Genomic DNA, 23,078 nt, shown 5'->3' with positions numbered 1-23,078 from the left:
AAAAAGGCCGCATTTAATGCGGCCTTCTCCTTTAGTTCTTTCGCAACACCCGAATCGCTGCGAGCAAGATCAGCGTAAGCCAACCAACAGAACCTCCCCCACCACCAGAACTCGGCTCTGGCGCCGGTGGTGGAGCAACCACATTGTTAACCGTCACCACCACACTTTGCTCGGCACTTAACGCGCCGTCATTGACGCTCAGGGTAAAATGCAACTGCTGCTGACTACTCACTTGTGGCGCGGTAAAGCTCATAGTAGCCGTTTGCGCGCCACTGAGGGTCACACTGGGCCCTTGTGTTTGCCGCCACTGATAACTAAGGGTATCGCCGTCGACATCCTCGGCCTGAGCGGTTAAGGTCACCTCCTCGCCCTCATCCACGGTTTGTGCCGTCAACTCCGCTAAGGTGGGAGCGCGGTTGTCACAGCGGCCCTCATCCGGGGCGCTTAATTGATAAAAGGCGCCGCTGGCCATACCTTCAATGCTAAGGTTGTCTATCCACCAGCCAATATCCTTGACGTTAACATCGGTGCTGAGACGAAAACGAAATTGCACCTGTCTACCGGCTAACAAGCTACCAAAGCTTACCTCCTCTTTATTACCTAAAACGCCGGCGCTGCTATTGCGGCCCGTGTAGGCGTTGCGCAACTGCAAAGATTGCGTTGGGCTTTCATTGAGCTTAGCATCGTAGCCGACGCTAAATTGACCGCCGACCTCAGTCACGTCTTGCCAGTCACCATCATCTACCCTAATTTCAAGCACGGCACCATCCCACAACTCCTCCAAAACATAGTAATGCCAAAAGGACACCCTGAGTTCGGATTGCGTTGCCGCCATAAAGGGCCTTGTGGTAAGCGCCACATCGGACTCATAGCCATTGTTATTGAGGAACAACGCCTGCTCTCCCAGCTCAAAACCACTTTGCTCAAAGAGCGCGATTTGTTCCGAGTTATCAAAACGCAAGGTGTTTTCTGCGCGGGGGTCTGACTTAAGCAAGTGCAAAGGCAAATTGGCCCGACTGAGCACCGCCTTTTCCATATCATCGCCTTGGCTGGCGTTAACAAGCGGCGCGTCAGTAAAGCTAAAGTTGACCGTAAATTTAGCCGTTATTGACTGCGGCTCGACGATATCGTCGCCGATACTTTGCTCGGGAAAACTCACCTCAATCTCAAGCTCGCTGGCCACATCGGCATTGAGCAAATAGATACTGATGGGCTCACTCCGGGCCGATGCGAAGGGTGCTATTTCAGCCACCGTGCTGTTGCCGCCATTGCCAAGGTTGACGCCTTGGGCAGATAACACAGTAAATTGCACCGGCACATTGGTCAGGGTTTCACTACCGGTATTGAAGATCTGTACGCTGATACTACCGCGCTCTCCTACGTCTAAAAAGCCATCCTGGCTACAATACAGATCGCTGTCGGCATCGAGTTTCACCTCCTCAACGGCAAAGGCCGCCAATTCCGTTTCGTATGACTCCACCACACCAGTTAGATTAGTGCTGTAACGCTCGGGCGACTGTGCTCCTAAGCCCAGACCGCGCTTAGCAAAGGCGGCCAATACCAAGCGGTAGTCGGTCATATCTTCGGCGGCTATGGTAGCGAGCAGCGCATCCCGTGCCTCGGTGTACAACGGAGCAACCGGGGTCATCTTGTAACCGCCCACCAGGTAACGGGCCATCCGCTGTTGCGCCTGGGCAAAACCATGATGGTTAATGAGTGCTACATAAGAATCCCATAACACCGATACCCAAAGCTCACCAGGGCCATGGGGCGAGGCCACTGAGGTTGGCGGCAGACCGACATCGCCACCGGCACCTTCGCTAATATGTCTAAAATTAAGGGGGTTGATAGTCTGATTCGGAGTGAAGGGTACTCGGCGGATCCCAAAGTAAAAATCTTCCACATAGGTGCCGGTCGCATAGGGCTTGGTAAAATCGCTATTACCCGCAATGGCCGCATCTTCTTCCTTGGCGATAAACAACAGCGAATGAAAGTCGCTCCAGCCCTCTCCCAAAGCCCGCCCCTGAAAGTTCACCAAACCGCTGCCATTCCCCACCAGACGGTTGCTCATATAGTGCCCCCATTCGTGCGCAATAATGCCGTTATCAAAGGTGCCGTCCTTAAGCGGGTTGGTATTAAACAGGCGCACATTTACCGCGCCGCCATCCAAGGCATTGTAGAGCATCTGCCCATCAGCGAAATTGAGCCCCATGTTGCCTATGCTGATGCTGCCATCGACACCGCCCATGGGCGCCGCAGTCCCATCATCAACATTATTCGTGATCAGTGCCGCCAGCGCGCCGGCATCCTGGGCGTTTTTCACCTTGGTCACAAAGGTGCACGTGCCGCGTTCGATAATGGCCACCTTGCCCACCAGTAGGCTGGGGTCGAGAGGCACTTCACAGCCGTCATAGACGCTAGCGGAGTCCATATCGTTGCCATCGTTATAGCGCACCAGCTCACCGCTGATATCAAAGACATCCGGGCCAAATTGCGAACGCTGTGTCGAGGTTAAAAGGCCATTGGGGCCTATCACCCCATAGTCTTCACCCACCCTGGCATCTTTGGAGTCAAACACAAACATTTGCATGCGCGGACTGGCTCCATCCGCCGGAGTTGCCATGTTGGCATTGTTCATCCCGCTGTAGTCCTGGGCTTCGGCGTTAATCGGGTCGCCCTCCACACCACCGCGACCATAGTTGCTCAGCTGCGCCACTCCGGCACTTTCATCAAAGCCTAGGTCGTAGAAGAAGTCGTGCAAGAAGTTATTCATATAGAAGAGGTTCACCACCGCGGCCTTGACATTGACCTCAGCGCTGGAAGATAAATCCGGGTCCAGCACATAATCAAAGGTAAAAGCCGAGGTAGTCTCGGCATTCAGATCTCCAGCGCTAAACCCCTGGGGCGCGTTAATATCTGCATAGGCATAGACATTATTGCCCTGAGTGCGGGTGGCCGTGTCACTTAACCAAGGATCGGCCGTGGAAAGCCCCGGGTAGTAACTCAGGCTTACCAAATTCGCGTTAAGAATTACGGTTTCATCTTCCTGCCCCAGCCCCATGGCAGGGATCACATCTCCATGGGGACCTTCCATCGGGTAACCGTTTTGCCCATCGGCGTAGACACGATAGTTATAGGCTGTGGCATGGTTTTGTAAGTTCTTTTTGAACAGCACCTTGTTCGAGCCGCTGTCAATCACGTAGGCAAAATAATCGCTCACCAAGGTATGGCGGTTTTGCCGTTCAACCTCCACATAGTGCGCCGCCAGCAGCTCACCGTCGAGGGGATAAAATACCGCCTTGGTGCGCACTCCGGCAAAGAACTCATCGGAATTTTGGCTTTGTACTCTAAACCAGTTATAACCCTGTTGCGTGCCTGTTGATTCAAGCTGCAACGACGCCCCACTTAGCTGACGCAAGGCATGGTACACCGCGGTGGAGGTATCGCTAAAAGCACTCAGGGCACTGAAATTTTGCGCTTCGCTGGGCACCTCGGCAAAATAACCCGAACTGGCCACTAACTCGCCGCGGCGATCCAGCATCACGTTATAGTGGCGATTGAACACTTCAATACCTTGCACATACTGACGATAGCGTCCGATCACCGCACCCCGCCCCAGATCATGCCAGTGACTGAGCTGAGCTTGATGCTGAGCTTGATGCCCAGCTTGATGCTGAGCCGACTTACTGTTGGCAATACCGCTTAAACGCTGCATATGCGCCTGGGCCGTTTGCTGCAATGAACCCTGAGCAGTGAAGTTAAGTACCGATGTAGCCGGTGCCCAGACGAAGGTGGCTCGGTTAAGCAAGGGATCAAAGTGCGAGGACATACCAAGTTTGGTCTGTTGCTGTGCTAATCGCTGTTGTTCTTTGGCCAACAACTTGGGTGGCTGCGACTGAGCCACATAGTAATCACTCGGTTGAGACGATGCATACGCCGTGGACAGGCTCCACAGCGGGGAAAAGTTTAACGTCGTTATGAAAAGAGCAGAGAAAACTGCCGGGCATGACTCTCGCACTGGTGTAAAAGATCGTTGTATAGCCATAGTGCACCTTGCCTATTTTAGACCGATGCAACTACCTTAACAGTAACGCCACACCGGAAAGAACGGATACAGTGCTAATGCGAACCCTGTTAAAGCTAGTAATGATTGTGACATTAGCCGCATGTCATGGCGACCAACCCGGTAAGTCAGAATCCCAGTCGAACACGTCTACACAGACTTATTTCACCTTAGACAACAATGGCGAAAAGATCCGCTGGAAAGGGCAAAAATTACTACCGGGAACCCGCATCGACAACCTCAGTAATGGTGAACCCGGATTGGTGGGCAGAGACTTTGTCGTCTCCAGCACCGCTCTCCCCATTCAGGAGTTAACCGCCAACTACCGTATTACCCATATCGCCGGCGATAATTATCGTCTAAGTGCTAAGGCAACACAGGATATGGCAACCGAGATGGCTCGTTTGAAAACCATACCCGAGCTCACCTTAGTCGAGCTGCAAATCGATTACAGTCCTCTGACCGAACTCCCCCAATATTAGGCCGCTTTCACCCTCTTTTACCAGGTTAGTAACGCATTGAATGTAAAAATAATTTGCTATACTAACGGTTTGATTTGCGAGCAGACAGATACTATGGAAGGCACCTGGCCTCAACGCATCACTTTTTGGTTTTTACTACTTCTAGGCGGAGCGTCCCAGAGCTGGGCGCAACAAGTACCCAACTCAAGCCCGGCTCAAATTGAACAAAAGCCACGACGCTTTTTACCGGTACCCACCATTATTACCGAGCCAGCGGTTGGCGCTGGACTGGGCTTGGCCGGGCTGTTTTTCCACGACAGCAAAAGCAATCAGGACAAGGCCACCACAGATACGCCTATTATGCCCAGCGGCATCAGCGTGATTGGCGGCGCCTATACCAGCAATCACTCCCACCTTGTCGCCCTGGGTCACCTTGCATTTTGGCGCAATGACACCCTACGTTATCGCGGCGCTGTGGGTTATGGTGATATCAACCTCGATTTTTACAGCCTTGGGAAACTGCAATTAAGCGAGCCGTTGAAGCTCAACTTACGCGGACCGGCGCTAATACAAACCTTGAGCGCCCGCTGGCGCGATTCAAATTGGTTTTTTGGCGCCAAACAACTTTATCGCCATGTCGATATCAGCCTGGCCGAGTCGCCTTTGCATGCCTTTGAGGGCCGCTGGGTCGAAGAGGTAAATCATGCTTTTGAGCAAATAGAGCTTGAGAATAACACCTCTGGCTTGGGCCTGGTTGCCGAATACGATTCCACGGATAGCCCCTTTAACCCCGAACTCGGCTATAACTACAACCTAGAATATATGATTTTTGATAGTGCGCTTGGCAGCGACAGCGACTACCACAGTTATATTTTTAGCGCCCTAAATTACTGGCATTTGACCAATAAGGCACGCGTTGCCTTACGCCTGGACTATGAGGGGGTAAGCAATCGGGGCTCGGGAAATTTACCCGTTTATGTGCTGCCCTATATCGATTTACGCGGCATAGCCAAGTCCCGTTATCAGGGTGAAGATATCGTCGTTGCCGAAATGGAGCTCGGTTATCACCTCACGGATCGTTGGAAGCTGATTGCCTTTAGTGGCCTAGGCCGCGCCGCCAATGGTTGGGATAAAATGTCTGCGGCAAGCAGCAAAACCACGCTGGGGACAGGGTTTCGCTACCTGGTCTCGCCACGTTATGGCTTTCGCATGGGCATAGATGTCGCCCATGGCCCAGAAGAAAATGCGATATATATTCAAGCTGGCAGCAGTTGGTAGGCTGCAGCAAAAACAATTTAAGTGCCCTATTTGCAGTAAGGGATTTTGCTAATAAGGATAGAAAAATGAAATACGCTTTGTTGACCCTGTGCACACTCCCCCTGTGCAATGGTGTTTTAGCCAAAGAGCAAGACGTTGCCGATATGTCAGACCCGCTGGCAATTTACACCCAGGTTGGTGGCGGCGCCACCGACAAGGGACTGAACTTTAAACTGGGTAAAGCCTACGACACGGGGGATGATGCCACTGCCGCCCAGTTTGTAGTGGAGGCCAAGGGCCTGCTCGGCGATACTCTGGGCTGGCGCTCAGAGCGTCACACCACCCAGTCACTCGACTCACTGCGCTTTCGTAACTTTGCCGTGACGCTAAAGAGCCTGCGCGCCACCCAACTCGATGTGAACTATAACTTTCGTCCTAATCTGGTCGCCGATGAAAGCGCCGACATTTCCTATTCCCTTATTCAAGCCTTGCCGCCGACGGGAGCGTTCAACTTTTATCCCCTCGCCGGCGTAGGCGCCTCAATCGGTAAGGATGAACGCCAAAGTGATGGCAGCCTAGACGATGGCTATTCGTTAATGGGCAGCTACGGCTTGGTAGGCATGTATGCCAAAGTAAATATTACCGAGCAAATCTGGCTTAACTACAACCCTTTTTGGCTCACGACTATTACGGGTTCAAGCGTTTATAAAGATAATTATTACGGCCTGGATGAGAGCAATATTTTGACCCATGAGTTTGCCGCCAGCTATCAGATCACCCCGCGCATGAATGTGCGTTACTTTGCCAACTGGAACGAAAACGTCGATATTTTCGATGGCGATCACCGCATCGAGTTTAATTACCAGCTTTAGGCCCTGTTGACCCCTGATCACGTTGCGCTGACGCGCTCGGCAGGATAAGTTATTGAATACAGGCTGATATATAGCCTTAGACTGGCCGAAAGGCGTCAACTATACATTTTCAGGGTTAGGGAAAATTATCGTCATGTATTTGGGTTTATCAAGGAACATAGCACTCGTTTTCACGTCATTTCTCTTGCTCGGCAGTGCTTATGCCGAGCCCCTGCAGTGCCAAAGCTGCCATCAGGAACAGGTTGCCGACTGGCAAGCCTCCCATCATTACCGGGCCATGAATCCCGCCAGCGCCGAGTTTGTCCTCGGTGCTTTTGATGGGCAGCGCATTACCTTCGAGCAGCAGACGCTTACCCTTAGCAAGGAAGGGGATGATTTTGTTCTGCACCGAGAATATCCAAACGGCAACACAGAGAGTGAAAAGATTCACTACACCTTCGGTTATCAGCCATTGCAACAATACCTGGTCGCTGATGAGCGTGGCGGCTATCAGTTTATTCCTCTGGCCTGGGACTCGCGCCCAACAGCGGAGGGCGGCCAACGCTGGTTTATTTTGCACCCGCAGCAGCGCAGCACGGATGAATTTCATCACACCCAAATGGGACAAAACTGGAATCATATGTGCGCCGACTGCCACAGTACCGACTTTAAAAAGCAATTTTCCTCCCAATCGAATCACTTCGCATCCAGCTATACAGCCATCAATGTCGGTTGTGCCGCCTGCCATGGCGATAGTGAGCAGCACCTGCAATGGGCCAATGGCGACAAAAACATCGCGAGTAAAGGCTTTAGTAAAGACATTGGCACTCAGGTCGCCCTCTTTAGCCGCGATGCCGATAGCTCCCTAATACCTCAAGGGGAAGTCAAACAGACCGAGCAGATCGCTCAGTGTGCCACCTGCCATGCCAGGCGCTCGCAGCTCGCGGACCGTGAGCCTCACGCCGAGCTGTTAGATACCTTTAAGCCCGCCCTTATTACATCGCAGCTTTATCATGTGGATGGGCAAATCCTTGACGAGGATTATGTCTGGGGCTCCTTTTTACAAAGCAAAATGTACGCCGCCGGCGTTACCTGCAGTAACTGCCATAACCCCCACTCGGGCAAACTAAAGCTGGGCGGCAACCAAACCTGCACCCAGTGCCATGACAGCAACCAGTACCAAAGCACAGAGCACCATGGCCATACCCTTGGCAGCACCGGCAGCCAGTGCGTCGACTGCCATATGCCCAGCACCACCTATATGCAGGTTGATCCCCGCCGCGATCACAGTCTGCGCGTACCACGCCCGGATCTCAGCATACAGACACAGGCACCGAATGCCTGTAACGGCTGCCATCAGGATAAAACCCCACAATGGGCCGTTAACGCCATTAAGACCTGGCATCCAGACTCTAACTACTTGGGAAAAAGCCATTTTTCTCAGGCCTTTTATGCCGCCGACCAAGGCCTACCAACGGCGTCTCAATTGCTGACCCGTATCGCGCAAAGCAGCGAGTATACGGATATTATCCGTGCCTCGGCGCTGGCACGTATGGCCCGTTACCCGGATAAAAATACCCTGGTCGCAATCAGCCGAGCCGTTAGAGATGAAGAGCCGTTAAAGCGTTTGGGGGCCATCGAGGCCGCAAAGGGATTTCCATTGTCACAACGCTATACCCTGCTACACCCCTTGCTAACCGATCCGCGCCTGGCAATTCGCACCGGTGCAGCCCGCGCCCTGGCAGCCATGTTGGTCGCGCCTTTTCCAAACAACCTGAAAGATGATCCTCGCGACGAGTTGGAACAGGCACTGGAGGAGTACCGGCAAACGGAGCGCTACAATAACGAGCGCGCCAGCAGCCATACCAATTTGGGTAACCTGGCGCTTGAACTGGAACAGCTGAACAAGGCCCGGGAGCACTATCTTAAGGCCATTACTGTCGAGCCCATTTATATCCCCGCCTATGTGAACTTGGCGGATCTGCAGCGACGTTTAGGCAATGAGAAACAGGCTCAAGCCGTGTTAGCTCAGGCCTTGCTACAGGACGACAAAAACGCCGATGTGCACTACGCCCTGGCCATGAGTTGGGTGAGAGGGAAAAGCAGAACTAAGGCCAAAGAGCATCTCGCGCTTGCCGCCCAGTATGGCGGCGTGAATCATATCTATACTTACGGCTGCTCCTCAATGAGATGGGTGAGACCCAAAACGCTTTAACACAGTTAGAAAGAGCCTTCGCCCTCGACAGCAATAACGCAGATCTGTGTTACACCCTGGTGCAAATCCACATAAATGAGCAAAACTACCGCCAGGCCCTGCGCTTTGCGACCCGGCTACAAGAGTTGGTGCCACGAGATCCACAAATAGCGGCCTTGGTTGAAAAGCTCACCTTGATGCAATCGGTCTCGCCCTAGGCCGCCGATTCTAAGGAGTCTGCTTTGGCACTAAAAATCCCTCCCCTGGCTCTGCTTGTTATCGCCGCCCTGCTGATGTGGCTGCTGACCACATTGACCCCGAGCCTGACGTTTCACATATGGGGGCGCTTTGGTTTTGCCTTGGCCTTGATGCTTATCGGCGCTGTCGTTGCCGCTCTAGGCGTGCTGCAGTTTCGCCTGGCCCAAACCACTGTCGATCCACGCTACCCACAGCAGTCGACGCGCCTGGTCAGCGGCGGTATTTATAGAATCAGTCGCAACCCCATGTACCTGGGATTCTTGCTTATGTTGAGTGGGTGGGCGCTCTGGCTTGCCAACCTAGCGGCAATCCCCGTATTGCCCTTGTTTGTTATCTACCTCAACCGTTTTCAAATACGGCCGGAAGAGCATTTTTTACGGCAAAAGTTTGAGGATGAATATAGCCAGTATTGCCGCCGAGTGCGGCGCTGGCTTTAATTAGCAGATAGCCTCACTCAGCAATCTTGCCGAGTGAGGCAAATAGACTAGCGATTAGTCGATGCCGATTTAGCCTTACTGATGGCCTCGTTAATATTAAGCGAGGCCGCCTCTTGGCGTGGCGGGAATTTTTCAAAGGTTTTGATATGTTCCGTCAACAAGGCAATGGCTGGCTGGAATACCCAGCTTTTTTTCATGATCTGATGAAAGCCGGTCACCCCGTCATAATGCTCCATGGGATCCTTACGCAGGTTAAATAACTTGGGCATGGTGTGCGTTACTAGGTCTTCGTAATAACGACCGCCCGGCTTAGAGGCAAAGTGCATTTTCCACGGGCCAACTCGCACCGCGGTTAACTGTGACTCGTAATAGTAGAAGAAGTGGTTACGCGCCGACTTTTCTACCTTACCACGCCAGTATGCAAGGTTATTTTCACCATCGATATAGACATTAAATTCCTTTTCCATGGCTTTGCGCAGGTTTTTCTCACCCACCGCCGCGGCTATAGTAGGAAACACATCTTCATGAGAAGAAATACCGTTGAGCTTTAAACCCGCCGGGATCGACTTGGGCCAGCGCACCATAAAGGGCACGCGCACACCGCCTTCCCAGGTGGTCATTTTCTCACCGCGGAACTTAGTAGTACCGGCATCGGGCCAGGAGCTTTGCTCGGGGCCATTATCCGTGGTGTAAATCACTATGGTGTTGTCGGCAATCTTAAGCTCATCGAGCTTATCCAAGAGCTGACCCACATGACCATCATGCTCGATTAAACCACTGCCGAACACATCTTCTTCCGAGCTGATATGCGTGGCCAGATGGCGGCTTTCTGGTTTAAGGTGAGTATACACATGCATGCGACTGGGCGCATGCCAGATAAAGAAGGGTTTATCCGCTTTGACCGCCCGCTCCATAAAATCGAGACTGCGCTCCAACACCTCTTCATCGAACGTTTCCATGCGTTTGCGCGTTAGTGGGCCGGTATCTTTAATGCGGCCATCGGCATAGGCCTCGATTACTCCTCGTGGGCCAAACTTTTTCTTAAACTCTTCGCCCTTTGGGTAGTCTTCCTGCTCTGGCTCTTCGGAAACATTGAGATGATAAAGGTTACCGAAAAACTCATCAAAGCCATGACGGGTGGGTAAATGCTCATCCAGATCGCCTAAATGGTTTTTACCAAACTGCGCCGTCATATAGCCGCGCTCTTTTAAGAACTCGGCCATGGTCGGATCCGCTTCTTTAATGCCCAGCGGGTTACCCGGCTGCCCGACCGTAGTCAAGCCGGTGCGCACCGGCAGCTGACCCATTAAAAACGCCGCACGTCCGGCGGTACAACTGGGCTGGGCATAGTGATCGGTGAACAGCGCTCCTTCGTTGGCGATGCGGTCGATATTGGGGGTGTTGTAGGTCATGCCGTGTGAGTATGCGCTGAGCGACACCTGGGCAACATCGTCGACCATAATGGCGAGTACATTAGGATCATCTTTCGCATTTACCGCAAGCGATAACAATCCTGCCATCACACCTATCAATGGCAATTTCATAACTTCTCCTTGATTATTAGCAAGATAAAAATAAGTTTAAAAAGTGATTGCGTAATTAATTATTAAACCCTAGTAACTATAGACGATGGTTGAAAAATAACGGTGATTTCTCAAAAGAGGAACGCTTTTTATGATTAAAATCAATCAAGAAGGTAAGGCGTTCATAAATTAACCCTTTTTCTTGTTGTAGTAGTAGGAACTGCTATAAATAATGTGGACTCATATAATTTCAAGGAGAGAGCTATGTTACGTTTCGCAGTATTTATATCCTGCCTGTTAACCTGTATTCCCAGTTTTGCCGCCGACAAGCCCAATATTTTGGTTATTTGGGGCGACGATGTGGGTATGTGGAATATCAGCGCCTACCACCGCGGTATGATGGGCGGAACCACTCCCAATATCGACCGCATCGCCAATGAAGGCATGATGTTTATGGATCATTACGCCCAAGCTTCTTGTACGGCAGGTCGTGCTGCGTTCATTCTCGGCCAATACCCTATTCGTACAGGTTTGAGTACTGTGGGCCTACCCGGCGCTAAAGAAGGTATTCAAACTTCCGATCCAAGCTTAGCGACTATGCTTAAAGCACAAGGCTACACTACGGGTCAGTTCGGCAAGAACCACTTGGGTGACCGTGACGAGCACTTACCAACCAACCACGGCTTTGATGAGTTTTACGGCATTCTTTATCACCTTAATGCCGGTGAATATGCTGAGCAATATGACTATCCTAAAGACAAAGCAACGCAAGAGAGAGTGGGTTTGCCTCCTTTGCGTGGCATCGTCCATTCAAAAGCACTGGGTAATGGCAAACAAGAAATTAAAGACCTGGGCCCATTTGGACAAGAAGTACAACGCAATATCGATGAAGACGTACTCATAGAGTCAAAGCGCTTCATTCGCGATGCGGTTAAGTCCGACACGCCATTTTTTGTTTGGCACAACACCACCCGCATGCACTATCGCACCAACCTCAACGAATATTATAAAGGCCGCAGTGGCTACGGTATTTATGCGGACGGCATGATGGAGTTAGATGATGATGTAGGTGAGTTACTCAACCTGCTTGACGAACTAAAAGTGGCTGATAACACCATCGTCATGTTCTCAACAGACAATGGTGCAGCATCAAACTCTTGGCCTGATGGCGGTAACCAACCATTCCATGGTGAAAAAGGTGTGGGTGGCTGGGAAGGCGGATTCCGCGTACCTATGCTGGTTAAATGGCCTGGTCACATTCCGGCTGATGTTAGCACTGGCGAATTCATGACGATGGAAGACTGGATGCCAACTATCATGTCATGGGTCGGTGAGAAAAATCTTAAAGAAGAACTACTTAAAGGTAAAAAAATCAACGGCCGTAAGTACAAAGTACACCTGGATGGGTACGACCAAAGTGAGCTATTGCTAAATAATGGTAAAACGAAACGCAAAGACTTCTACTACTTTACCGAAGCAACCTTCCACGGTTTACGCTATGGCGACTGGAAACTGCTGTTCACTGAGCAAAATCATTGGTTCCGCGCAACACAAGAGGCGCTCACATCGCCTTACTTAATAAACCTTAAGCTTGACCCGTTCGAGCGCTTCACCGAAGCACGTGGTTATGATGAGTGGGCGGAAAACCGTACTTGGATTATGGGCCCTGCAGGACTGCAAATTGGCAAGTTCGTAGAGACATTTAAAGAATTTCCACCAACTCAGAAGAGCATGAGCTTGCAAGTAGATGACGTCAGCAAGTTTATTAATAACCAGGCTATCAGCCGCTAGTCATGAATCGCAGGCAGGGTTAATCCCCTGCCTGATTTAGAGCGAAAAAGCACACTGGGTTGCGACAGCAAAATAAAGTACTTGCTTTATCTATTTTACATGGGTATATTACCGGATTGCCCACTCATCCTCAGTTAGTGAGCAATGCACATCTTAAAATGTGCGCGTGTGATGCCTTTCCTTGATCCAGTCAGTTCCATCCCGAAATTTATAACGCCTTAAAAGTCTGACAAAGATTAACCGGGTACTGCCTTTTTGTAACGGCAGTAAACCCCAATGCCGCGTAATTGACGCCGCTTTCCAGACGATAATAAGGCAATTTTAATGCGCCCTATGGCGCCAAGAAATGAGTTTTATTATGTCCTATTTATATAACAATCAACGTATTGATATTACCCTGCCGATAGCGGGTATTTCTATTAACAAACGCCGTATGGCCATTAGTCACCATCAAGGTAAAAGCTTTATCGAGTTTGCAAATAACGCCGATATGCAAGGCTTTATGCAATGGCTAAAGGGCCAGGCCTAAACCCAAAAAAGGGAGCGCTTAGCTCCCTTTTTTATGCCTTAAAACCCCGGGGCAAACCTAAATTGCGGTTAACTGTCACCGCGCATATTCAAAAATGGTAAAACTTCCCTGCACGCCGCCCCTTATCTGAGCGGCTTAAACGCGTTACACTCATACTCGTGTTTATAGCAAGGCGATCAGTAGCCATGAATTACCTCGCCCATCTGTATTTAGCTCAGCCCAATGCCGACTCCCATTTTGGCAACCTGCTCGGCGACTTCCGCCGCGGTCTGGTGCATCAACAATGGCCCAAGGCGGTACAATTAGGTTTAGAGAATCATTTATTGGTGGACAGATTCACCGATCAGCATAGCAGTGTGCGCTGTGCCGCTTCCTTGTTTTCGCCACAACGGCGGCGCTTTGCGCCGGTAGCATTGGATGTACTGTTTGATCATCTGCTGATCCGTCACTGGCAAGACTTTACCAGCAACGAATTTAACGATTTTTGCCAGCAAAGTTACCAGCTTCTCAACACCCGCACCGAGTTGATGCCCAAGCGTATGCAACATGTGGTAGGGAAAATGTCCGAACAAGACTGGTTTGCTACCTATGCGGAGCTCGATGGCGTTGCCCTTGCGTTGGATAGGATCGCTACCCGGATCCGCTTTCGCAATGACTTTGCCGGCGCAATCGAAGATATTGAGCGCCATTTCGATGCCTTTGAAGCACATTTTTTAACTTTCTTCCCCGAGCTCATCGCTCATGTGCAAACCCATAATATTGAGCTTGCTAGCATGGATACAAACGCCTCGCCCACGGAGCCAAATACTCAGGGCTGCAAGGCTTAGTGTAAACAGGAAAAAAACGATAGAGATGAAGAGGGCAAAGGGCGTAAGTCGAGTTACTAACGGCTTTATTGCTTTCTTATAGCAATTACAATTTTTATGCTCAAAGCAAATTAGGGGGTGAAGCTTTAGAAAAGCTTTAATAAAAAACGAGAGGTAAAAATAGTGGTAAAGAGGAAAGGTAAACGGGTGGAGCGAGGGCGCCCCACCTGAATATGCCAGCTAATTAGATAGCTGTAACGTCAGAAGCTTGAGGGCCTTTAGCACCTTCTTCAACGTTAAATTCAACTTGCTGACCTTCTTGAAGGGTACGGAAACCGCCTTCAGCAACGATAGCACGGAAGTGTACAAACACGTCTTTGCCGCCATCAGTTGGAGTAATAAAACCAAAGCCTTTTGCTTCGTCGAACCATTTAACTGTACCAGTTGTTTTAGACATAGTGTCTCCAAAATATTTAAATTAAATAATGTGTTGCGTTGCAACATCAGAATTGCCGAACTAAGTACTAGCTAACACGAGTGGCTTACGCTGCATAAATTCGGGTGGAACACTAACTGGGTAGAACACACGAAGAACTGAAGTACAAAAGCAAAATCGAATCTGGGTAGAACTCATCAGACGCGAGCATCCTAACACAAGGGGGCGAGATCACCTAAACTTTACGCCACTTTTTTGTATGTTTTTTATTCGTCGAGATGAAAAACCGTCTTGCCCCCTACAAACCGCACCTCAGAACCGCATTTATTATTAATCTAGGATCAATGTGTTACATTAGGGTTTGGTTGTATATTAACTTCGTTTTAACAGCACAAAGTTAAGCATTCCCCAACCTTAGGTATAACAAAAGCAAAGGACTTATAAGGACTTATTATGCGACATCAATTTGCGGCATTGGCACTAGGCCTATCGGCGGCTTTGTTAAGCGCTACGGTGAGCGCCGCACCTGAACCATTCGAGTATAAGAAACAAGGACGCGGCTCGGCGTCGGAATCCAAGATGCGCGGCGTCTATGATCTGATCCCCAACCCCAGCGGCGATGCAGCCAAGGCCCGTTTGGCCATTCTTCAAGGCATGCAAAAAACCAAAGGTGTTGCCTGGTTACTGGAACAGGAAGGCGACGGCTATGTACTGGCGCGTTGGGATTACAAGGGCCACACCATTTTTCATCGTATTGAATACAACAGTGAAGCAGTTCAAATCAAATATGCCGGTGGCCTAAACGAATACCAGTGTGAAAAGCAGGTCGGCGATTATTGCTACAAAACCCATAGAAACTATTACAAGTACAACCGCTCGTTGGTCAAGCAGTTGAAAATTGCCTTGCAGGGGCTATAAAACATGAAAAATATAAAGAGTACCTTATCGTCGTTATTGCTCGCTGCCACCCTGGGTTGCACCTTAGTTAGCCAAGTTCACGCCGAAACAAGCCAATCATTTACCTTGTATGACGATCCATTATTGTTGCGACCCTATGTCACCGAACCTGCCAAGGTGATCAAGCTAGGCATGAACCAGTATCAATGGCGAAGTGTTAACCAAACACCGGGCAAAATTGAAGCGGAACTGGACTACAAGGGCTACGTGCTGCGCGTCGATATTCATTACAACAGCGAAAAGATTTGGTTTAAGGCCATCTCGAGTGTTAACAATGGCTGTAAAAAGCCACCTTGCGAGGTTGAACAGCGCCATATTGACCGCTGGCGCACCGGCCTTCGCCGAGGCATTGCCAAGGCAATCACCGACTTAGCGGTTAAAGATGCCTATCAGCAAGTGTATCTGGATAAACCAGAGCCCTGAGCAATCTCGACCCCAAGGTGGCCTATAGGCCGCCTTGATTTACCTTCCTCACTTACCCGAATACATTTCAATAAATTAAAACATAGAGTTAAAAATTAAACTTTGGATGTCAGGATGACTAAATTTAGTGCCATTCTATTGCTGCTTATCTCCCTTAGCCTCAATGCCAAAGTCACTTATGTGGCCTTGGGTGACTATCGGGTCGAATACGAATTGCGAGGCGACTCTAAAGTCACCTTGCTACTCGAGGCCGGTGGCTCGGCCGGCCTAGAAGACTGGAACCCCATCTATGACCGGCTTAGCAGCGAGTATCGTACCCTGCGCTATTCACGTATTGGTAACGGCGGTTCAACCCCGGTGCGCAAAAATTACAGCTCAGAAGAATACGCCGACGAAGCGCTGGCACTGCTTGATGCCCTGAACATTGATGGTCCGGTTATTTATATCGCCCACTCGTATGGAGCCTATATTGCCCGTACCTTCGCCGCTCGATATCCAGAAAAAGTAGCGGCGCTAATGCTTATCGAGCCGGCGTCCGAGCATGATGTTGATATTATGCGCCAGATCGATTTAGCCAAGGCGGAGCAGGAAATAGCCGAGGTAAAGCGTGATGACATGAAAAACGGTATGTCGAATCAGTACCTCGACTTTTGGGCCAAACGTCCCTTGCCCGATCACCCGGAGATAGCCGATATTCCGGTGACCGTGATTGCCTCGATTAAGCGCTATGAAAATCCGCCGCTGTTATTTTTTACCGATAAGGCCAGAAAAATGTGGGGCGAACTGCACAGAGATTGGGCTTTGGCCTTCCCGCAAGGAAAAATCGTCCTCACGGATAAAAGCTACCATTTTCCGCAAAGGGATGAGCCCGAGATGGTGCTAGAGGAAATTAAGGCGCTGGTTCAGCGCACCACAAAATCAAAATAGGTGTTGGGATAGGGCTGGGGTTTCAATGAAAAGTGCCACCATTCCAAGGGGTAAGGAGCGAACCCCTGGGCCACCATTAAATCTCGTAACAGGTAACGGTTTTTCCGCTGAACCTCACTGATTCGGGGATCCTCCGTATTCGACAGGGTATCGAACATATCAAAGGGCGAGCCCATATCCAGTTCTTTGCCACTGCTGCTGTCCACCAGGGTGAGATCGACCGTGGCACCACGACTGTGGCCGGACTGAGCGGCAATATAGCCTCCCAATAACTTATCTTTGCCTAAGTTGGGATAATACTCGGCCTTGGTTTTGGTATCGGTATCATCCTTAACCCAATGCACAAAGTGATTCACCGCACGCTGCGGCCGATAACAATCAAACACCTTAAGCGTAAGACCTCGTTCACGTGCCGCCTGTTGCACACGCACCAAGGCGTCGGCCGCACCAAGCTGTAAAATACACTTGGGCGCCTCATAACCCGTTACTTTAGTGCCGACAAAATTATTGCTGCCAAAGTAACGAATATCTTTTTCGATGCTGGGGTCCAAATCACCGATGGCAATAAAATCCTCGGGCATGGCAGCGTAGGCGCTTGCGCAAGCAGCAACCAAGAAAGTGGCTAGGGTAAATGAAGTCAGCTTTTTCATAAGGTTAAGGCCTGAACGCATCTGGGTTGTTAAAAACAACATACCCTATTTCAAAAACCGGATAAAGGCCGCCGACTACCCGCTTTATACCAAATTCTGTTAACTATGTGAGCAGGTATAGCGCTGGATAAATGATGTGATAACAAGGCGGAATTTTTCTTATGTAGTTACTCTACATAGGCGAGCAAGACCGAAGCAATGCTTCGCAGCTTAGCGAGGTGAGCGCATGGATGCGCGATGTAACCAAGCTTCATGGATGAATTTAACCGCATAAATCAATGAGTATATTCATCAGAATGCGTTTAGATTGAACATAAAGTAAACCGCAAAGATAAACAGATCCTAGCTATTTAAGTGAATTGGTATTACCACAGGCATAAAAAATGCCGCTTACTGTAAGAGTAAGCGGCATTAAGCTGTTAACTAGATTGGGTTAGTTAAGCTTTTTTACGGCGTAACCAAGCTAGCGGGCTAAGCAGTAATAACCAGGCTAGTGAACCTGAGCTAGATTTCTTAGCTTCTGGCTCTGGCACTACTACTACCGGCTCTTGACCGTCAGAAATAACCGTTAGGTTAAAGGTGCTAGATACGGCATCCGCAGGATTCTCAATATCTTGAACCGTTACCGTCACCATGATATCACCGTGGAAGTCTTGCTTCGGTGTGATAGTCACGGTATCGCCATCCACTTCGGCAGTCATGTTATCACCGGTTACGACGATTTCATTGGCCGAGTTGGTTTCGTCAACATAGGTCACATCGAATGAGATAGCAGTATTCTCATCGGTTTCCATGTCTTCCAGGTCAACCATAACGATGTTGCTTGGTACCGAAAGAGTGTGTGACTTAACCATGGTTTCCATGCCATCCACTTCGATTGTTGCAGTGAACTCCATATCACGACCTGCAGACGCAGTGGTGATATCGGCCCAGGCCGTTACTTCGAACTGTGATGACTCAGGACCAACATAGTCCATACAGATAACCATGTCGTCTTTAACCACTTCATCAACTTCGTTGAAGTTAACTTGCTTACCAAGGTACGCTTCAAGAGGACCACGCGAGTATGATTGACCCTTGTATCCTTGAATACCGATACTACCGCGGGTATCCGTTGAACCGAAATCAATGTTGTCATAGGCCAAATAGATTTCGTGTTGGTTATCACCGAAGCGAGTAAATGGTGTGAAAATCACTTCGAAATCGAATGAGTTATCACGTTTTGTCCACTCATAAGTACGCGTTGTACGGTCATAGACTGGGTTACCGTAGTCGGCGGCGTTATCCCACTCGATGATTGCCCATGTACCTGTAGTCGCCAGAGTAATACCCTCTTGAGAACTCAAGCCAACACTCATAATGTCATTCGGGAAACCTGGGAACCAGCCACGCCATAGCGCACCAATACTCTCATACGGGAATGATTGGTATGGGAACGGCATACCAAATGGAGTGAAGTGACGTGTTGGGCCAAATGACACTTTACCGTTACCATGTATGGACATAGTGCCATAGCTTATGTTCGCTGCTTCTGCATTGTTGTAAAGGTGTACATCTTCGATACCGTTAAACAAAGCGTTCACTGGTAGCGTATAACCACGGTCATAGGTGATCGCGTTGTTTTCATCAAAACCAGACAGAAGTGGCGTTAAACCAAATCTTGAAAGGTCAACGTACCCGCCCGGATTTGAACCGCCGAAGTTTGGTGTACGACAGAACTCGTCAGTCACATTGTTCGTCACAATGTAATCAGGCGTTACATCACGGGTATCTTCTTGCGTACCAGAGATGATCAGTTTGCCATCGGCTACTTCAATATTAACGTCACCGCGTGAGCTCAATACGCTGTGCTCACTGATATTCAAGCCTTCAGGGATATCAGCTGTGAAGGTGAACTCACGATCCATACCCGTATTGTTTGGTAATACCTCGAAGGTGAACGGTACTTTATCACCAATTTTCGCTTTTTGTTGCGGCACATCCAGGTGCACTCGGTCTACGCCACGCTCTAGTTTGAACGGGATAGAGCCCAGGTTACCGTGGTTCACTTCAGACGTACCTACATCGATGGTGCTGTAGAATACATCATCTTGCTCCATGTCCATGTTCCAGGCGATGTTCATATCAACCTTGTTGATACCATCACTGGCAGGCAATGAAGCGGTGATTGAAGAATCAACCTGGTCGCTAACAACAGCCACGGCATATTCAAAGGTCTCTTCAGTGCCTTCATAGCCATTGTCACGGTGGTTATACAGCATGTACCAGTATTCGCCCGCTTCCGGGTTATTGATGTTACAGAAGTTATCGTAAATTACGTGGTTAGATACACACAGAATTTCATCCTGCGGCTGAATAATACCATCGCCATTGTAGTCTTTACCCACGTAAATACCCGGGTTACCTATGGCCAAGGTACCTTCAAACTCTGAGTCAACCACATCCAGCACTTCAACAATTAAGCGCTTCGAATTTGGAGCAACGGTCACAAAACCTGTGTGCACTGCTTCATCAATGATGTCTTCCTCTGCAGGCACCGATGTACGGTTCATGGCCCAAGGGAATGTCCAATCATCATCTTTAGCAATAGTGGCAGTTTGAACTTCGGCTTTAACAGGCTTGTATGCACGTGCTACAGGGCTGTCTACCAAAGGAACAGTAATACCTTTAGCCACATAGGTGTCGTTGTTCGCATGCGCAACGGCATTTAGACGTGCAGGCAAGTCACCACGGTCATATTTGAATGCCATTGGCCAATGCGCGTCTGGAATACCTTCTTCCTGTGCCTGGAAGATAAGGTTAGTGTGCAGCTCAACTTCTGAGTTAGAGAACCAATCCTGGGTATCCATGACCGACGCTTTAACCACGATAGTTTGTGTTTCGCCGGCTTTCAGTGAGAAGGTCTCTGGGATGATTTCAATGTCCACACCATTTTGCGCTGCTTGCTGACGCATATCAAACGCCCAGTTCACCACGTCTTCGTGGCTTACCGTCCAGGTACCGTCTTTGGTTGCTTTAACCGTACGTACCCACTGACACTCAGGAGCACACGAGAAGTTAACCAGGTTAGGCATGTTCAACTGGTGCGGCGTACCGCCATTGTATGGGTCGGCTGCAAGGAAGTTCTCAGCAGACTCATCCATGATAAGGCCTGATTTAACCGCGTTGGCAACGTTAATACGACCAGTACCGGCACGGTAGATCTGTGCTTTGTCAGACTGGCTACCTTCTTGGTTTAGACGCCAGTATTGTACTTCATTGTCAGATGTCATCATCAGCGCCGATTGTACCTCGGCCGCCGTCCACTCTGGGTTTGCTTGGCGGATCAAGGCCATGGCACCGGCTACATGAGGAGAAGCCATCGACGTACCACTCATCAAGGCATAGTCTTGACCGAAAGGTGTTGATACAAATGGATGCTCATCCGAAGCTGCGGCATAGATATCTACGCCCGGAGCAGCAAGAGTAGGCGCCAGGATTTCAACGTTCGAGTATGAAGGACCACGAGACGAGAATTTTGCCAACCAGTCGGCATCTTCTTCGTTTATGCGACGCTCGATAACCGTTGGTTTAATGGTGATCATATGACCCATTTCACTGAAGCTATCTACCCAGTCTTCCAGGCCATCGTCTGGATACACACCATTCCACTGGTCATAGGTGAAGTGCACACCAGGCAGTGAGTAGCTTTGCGGCACTGTGCCTTGGTTACGGTCGCGGTTGTACATGATAAATGCGTCAGCACCACCGGCTTGAACGTTTTCTACTTTGGCAGTACGCGCATTGGCGTTTGGATCTTGTGGATGGTGACGCTGACAGATTACGATAACGTTTGTAGAACCGTCTGCTGCACCAGGAATAGCCGTACCGTCTTTAAAGAAGTCAAAGGTGCCAGCCGGGTATTCCGATTCACAATAACCATTAAAGTCTTTTTCACCATTGATATCGGCATAGTCTTTCGCCCAAACTACCACACCGGTTACTTCTTCTTGGTTGATTGAACCACCAACAAGGCCCATATCTGCCCAGCTTGGTACTTCCGAGCCCAGTGCTGGGTCGATAAAGCCAGCGTATTCAACGGCGGTATCGATAGCCACGGTACGACCGTGTGTCGTTGCCGCTACCTGAGCCAACCAAGGCGACGAGTTATCAAGGTAACCCAGACACTCAGAGCCACCACAGACGCCTGTGCCCGAGTTACCCGCTGCAGCGGCAACGTTGATACCCGCTTCACGCGCTGATAGGAAGGCTAGTTGAACTGGGTCGGCCCATACGTTTGAGTCGGCACCACCGATTGAGAAGTTGATAACATCAACGCCGTCGGAGATAGCATCTTCGATACCAGCAACAAGTGCTTCGCCAGGACAACCGCGGTAACCACTTTCGTTTGATGAGTGACAGACTTGATAAGAAATAATGTTTGCGTGTGGAGCCACACCCGAAATTTCAGGGAATAACGCCTCAGCAAGTACAACACCATCTTGGTTCTCACCTGTACCAGCTAGCATATAAGGCACGTCTTTTACTACGTTACCCGCAGCCGTTGAAGCTACGTGTGAACCGTGACCCTGATAATCTTCACCAATAGCTGGCCAACCTGGGATCATTGCTGCGTAGGTATCGGTGATCACGTCGTATGAACGTACGCCGATCAGCTTGTCGTTACACTGGATATGCTCTGCATCTTCAACACAGTCACCCACGTATTGACCCGCGCCCCACGGGTTGGTGTGGTCATAACCGTCACCGCCAACATCGGCGAATGATGGGTGGTCTGAGTTAATACCGGTATCGATAATACCGATAATTTGACCTTCCCCCTTGTGCTTTACTCCCGTAGGAGAAGCCATGCCAGACCAAACCTGATCCGCAGCAATTTGCTTAGGGCCTTGATCTGAAAGTAAATCGTAATGTTTAGAACGCATAACCGAGGCAACGCTGCCCAAGTTAGCAATGCGCGCCGCTTCCTGTTCGGTCATTTTCACCGAGAAGCCGTTGATAGCTTTGGTGAATTGACGACGCATTTCGGTGCGGCCGGTTACCGCCGTCACTTCCTGCATCACGCTTTGTTGCTTAGAACGCAATTGACGCTCATAAGTGATTACCGCTTTAGAAGTCGGTTGACCACGCTCGAATAGCTTACCCGTGTTGTCACCGATTGAACGTGTTAGCGCTGAATTGGGATCTTTTGCTGCAACGGCTACAGAAGCATCGCGCAGGCGCACGATGTAGATATGTTCACCTTCGATGTTTTCCTTAACAAACTTACTCCCATGCGCGTTTAGTTGTACGTTTACGCCTTGTACATCGGCACCATTCAAGCTTTGAGTATTTAGTTCTTGTTGTAGTGCTTGAACGCCTTCAAGGGTAAGGCTAGGTGCTTTTAGTTTATTTTCTGCGCTGACCGAATGGTCATTGGCATTAACGGCGGCATACAGAGATGTAGCACTAAAGAGTGCAACACCAACCGCTGTTGCGATGGTTGATTTCTTCATAATGGACCCTAACTTAGTAA

At 49.8% G+C, this 23,078-nt stretch carries 17 protein-coding genes; 12 read left to right on the top strand and 5 right to left on the bottom strand.

Annotation, left to right across the window (positions count from 1 at the left end; translation table 11 throughout):
* Positions 1-31: 31 nt before the first annotated feature.
* A complete protein-coding gene (locus C2M36_RS07580; protein WP_105254382.1) occupies positions 32-4,045 on the bottom strand; it encodes a rhombosortase-dependent M36 family metallopeptidase in 4,014 nt (1,337 codons plus the stop codon).
* A gap of 107 nt (positions 4,046-4,152) precedes the next feature.
* Between C2M36_RS07580 and C2M36_RS07575 the strand changes: the two genes are divergently transcribed.
* From C2M36_RS07575 to C2M36_RS07550, 6 genes are all read left to right on the top strand, one after another.
* The gene (locus C2M36_RS07575) at positions 4,153-4,545 is read left to right on the top strand and encodes a hypothetical protein (RefSeq protein WP_158678875.1); all 393 of its coding nucleotides are present in this window, start codon (positions 4,153-4,155) and stop codon (positions 4,543-4,545) included.
* 93 nt (positions 4,546-4,638) lie between these two features.
* A complete protein-coding gene (locus tag C2M36_RS07570; protein WP_105254380.1) occupies positions 4,639-5,802 on the top strand; it encodes a BamA/TamA family outer membrane protein in 1,164 nt (387 codons plus the stop codon).
* A 65-nt stretch (positions 5,803-5,867) separates the two neighbouring features.
* Positions 5,868-6,653 (top strand): hypothetical protein, encoded by a 786-nt coding sequence (locus C2M36_RS07565; protein ID WP_105254379.1) that lies wholly within the window; start codon positions 5,868-5,870, stop codon positions 6,651-6,653.
* A gap of 133 nt (positions 6,654-6,786) precedes the next feature.
* Positions 6,787-8,847, top strand: a complete 2,061-nt coding sequence (locus tag C2M36_RS07560; RefSeq protein WP_105254378.1) for a multiheme c-type cytochrome — start codon at positions 6,787-6,789, stop codon at positions 8,845-8,847.
* Positions 8,823-9,044, top strand: coding sequence for a tetratricopeptide repeat protein (locus C2M36_RS07555; protein ID WP_105254377.1), 222 nt, complete (start codon positions 8,823-8,825; stop codon positions 9,042-9,044). Before C2M36_RS07560 ends, C2M36_RS07555 begins: the two co-directional genes overlap by 25 nt.
* 24 nt (positions 9,045-9,068) lie before the next feature.
* Complete coding sequence (locus tag C2M36_RS07550) at positions 9,069-9,521, top strand: methyltransferase family protein (RefSeq protein ID WP_234399115.1); 453 nt, start codon at positions 9,069-9,071, stop codon at positions 9,519-9,521.
* 47 nt (positions 9,522-9,568) lie between these two features.
* Here the strand turns inward: C2M36_RS07550 and C2M36_RS07545 are convergent, their stop codons facing one another.
* Positions 9,569-11,065 (bottom strand): arylsulfatase, encoded by a 1,497-nt coding sequence (locus tag C2M36_RS07545; protein ID WP_105254376.1) that lies wholly within the window; start codon positions 11,063-11,065, stop codon positions 9,569-9,571.
* A gap of 243 nt (positions 11,066-11,308) precedes the next feature.
* Between C2M36_RS07545 and C2M36_RS07540 the strand changes: the two genes are divergently transcribed.
* From C2M36_RS07540 to C2M36_RS07530, 3 genes are all read left to right on the top strand, one after another.
* Complete coding sequence (locus C2M36_RS07540; RefSeq protein ID WP_105254375.1) at positions 11,309-12,835, top strand: arylsulfatase; 1,527 nt, start codon at positions 11,309-11,311, stop codon at positions 12,833-12,835.
* A gap of 358 nt (positions 12,836-13,193) precedes the next feature.
* The gene (locus tag C2M36_RS07535; RefSeq protein WP_158678874.1) at positions 13,194-13,364 is read left to right on the top strand and encodes a hypothetical protein; all 171 of its coding nucleotides are present in this window, start codon (positions 13,194-13,196) and stop codon (positions 13,362-13,364) included.
* A gap of 185 nt (positions 13,365-13,549) precedes the next feature.
* The gene (locus C2M36_RS07530) at positions 13,550-14,191 is read left to right on the top strand and encodes an acyl carrier protein phosphodiesterase (protein ID WP_105254373.1); all 642 of its coding nucleotides are present in this window, start codon (positions 13,550-13,552) and stop codon (positions 14,189-14,191) included.
* Positions 14,192-14,414: 223 nt separating this feature from the next.
* On the opposite strand, the gene cspE is transcribed toward C2M36_RS07530, so the two are convergent.
* Complete coding sequence (gene cspE, locus C2M36_RS07525; protein WP_105189283.1) at positions 14,415-14,627, bottom strand: transcription antiterminator/RNA stability regulator CspE; 213 nt, start codon at positions 14,625-14,627, stop codon at positions 14,415-14,417.
* Between the two features lie 432 nt (positions 14,628-15,059).
* Between cspE and C2M36_RS07520 the strand changes: the two genes are divergently transcribed.
* From C2M36_RS07520 to C2M36_RS07510, 3 genes are all read left to right on the top strand, one after another.
* On the top strand, positions 15,060-15,524 hold the full coding sequence (locus C2M36_RS07520; RefSeq protein WP_105254372.1) for a hypothetical protein: 465 nt from the start codon (positions 15,060-15,062) through the stop codon (positions 15,522-15,524).
* Positions 15,525-15,527: 3 nt separating this feature from the next.
* Entirely contained in the window at positions 15,528-15,986 is a 459-nt protein-coding gene (locus C2M36_RS07515; protein ID WP_105254371.1) for a hypothetical protein, read from the top strand.
* A 114-nt stretch (positions 15,987-16,100) separates the two neighbouring features.
* Entirely contained in the window at positions 16,101-16,913 is an 813-nt protein-coding gene (locus C2M36_RS07510) for an alpha/beta fold hydrolase (protein WP_105254370.1), read from the top strand.
* On the opposite strand, the gene C2M36_RS07505 is transcribed toward C2M36_RS07510, so the two are convergent.
* The gene (locus tag C2M36_RS07505) at positions 16,889-17,563 is read right to left on the bottom strand and encodes a M15 family metallopeptidase (RefSeq protein ID WP_199883025.1); all 675 of its coding nucleotides are present in this window, start codon (positions 17,561-17,563) and stop codon (positions 16,889-16,891) included. The two genes, C2M36_RS07510 and C2M36_RS07505, sit on opposite strands and share 25 nt — an antisense overlap.
* Positions 17,564-18,000: 437 nt before the next feature.
* Entirely contained in the window at positions 18,001-23,058 is a 5,058-nt protein-coding gene (locus C2M36_RS07500; RefSeq protein WP_105254368.1) for a S8 family serine peptidase, read from the bottom strand.
* Positions 23,059-23,078: the final 20 nt, after the last annotated feature.

This window comes from Pseudoalteromonas sp. T1lg75, from assembly GCF_002964705.1.
Classification (GTDB): Bacteria; Pseudomonadota; Gammaproteobacteria; order Enterobacterales; family Alteromonadaceae; genus Pseudoalteromonas.
Note: the sequence above shows the minus strand (reverse complement) of the source record. Positions and strands in the feature narration are given on the sequence as shown.

Coding starts and splice junctions, on each gene's coding strand:
- C2M36_RS07580 (WP_105254382.1), bottom strand. CDS start 4,045: ATGGCTATACAACGATCTTTTACACCAGTGCGAGAGTCATGCCCGGCA.
- C2M36_RS07570 (WP_105254380.1), top strand. CDS start 4,639: ATGGAAGGCACCTGGCCTCAACGCATCACTTTTTGGTTTTTACTACTT.
- C2M36_RS07565 (WP_105254379.1), top strand. CDS start 5,868: ATGAAATACGCTTTGTTGACCCTGTGCACACTCCCCCTGTGCAATGGT.
- C2M36_RS07560 (WP_105254378.1), top strand. CDS start 6,787: ATGTATTTGGGTTTATCAAGGAACATAGCACTCGTTTTCACGTCATTT.
- C2M36_RS07555 (WP_105254377.1), top strand. CDS start 8,823: ATGGGTGAGACCCAAAACGCTTTAACACAGTTAGAAAGAGCCTTCGCC.
- C2M36_RS07545 (WP_105254376.1), bottom strand. CDS start 11,065: ATGAAATTGCCATTGATAGGTGTGATGGCAGGATTGTTATCGCTTGCG.
- C2M36_RS07540 (WP_105254375.1), top strand. CDS start 11,309: ATGTTACGTTTCGCAGTATTTATATCCTGCCTGTTAACCTGTATTCCC.
- C2M36_RS07535 (WP_158678874.1), top strand. CDS start 13,194: ATGTCCTATTTATATAACAATCAACGTATTGATATTACCCTGCCGATA.
- C2M36_RS07530 (WP_105254373.1), top strand. CDS start 13,550: ATGAATTACCTCGCCCATCTGTATTTAGCTCAGCCCAATGCCGACTCC.
- cspE (WP_105189283.1), bottom strand. CDS start 14,627: ATGTCTAAAACAACTGGTACAGTTAAATGGTTCGACGAAGCAAAAGGC.
- C2M36_RS07520 (WP_105254372.1), top strand. CDS start 15,060: ATGCGACATCAATTTGCGGCATTGGCACTAGGCCTATCGGCGGCTTTG.
- C2M36_RS07515 (WP_105254371.1), top strand. CDS start 15,528: ATGAAAAATATAAAGAGTACCTTATCGTCGTTATTGCTCGCTGCCACC.
- C2M36_RS07510 (WP_105254370.1), top strand. CDS start 16,101: ATGACTAAATTTAGTGCCATTCTATTGCTGCTTATCTCCCTTAGCCTC.
- C2M36_RS07505 (WP_199883025.1), bottom strand. CDS start 17,563: ATGAAAAAGCTGACTTCATTTACCCTAGCCACTTTCTTGGTTGCTGCT.
- C2M36_RS07500 (WP_105254368.1), bottom strand. CDS start 23,058: ATGAAGAAATCAACCATCGCAACAGCGGTTGGTGTTGCACTCTTTAGT.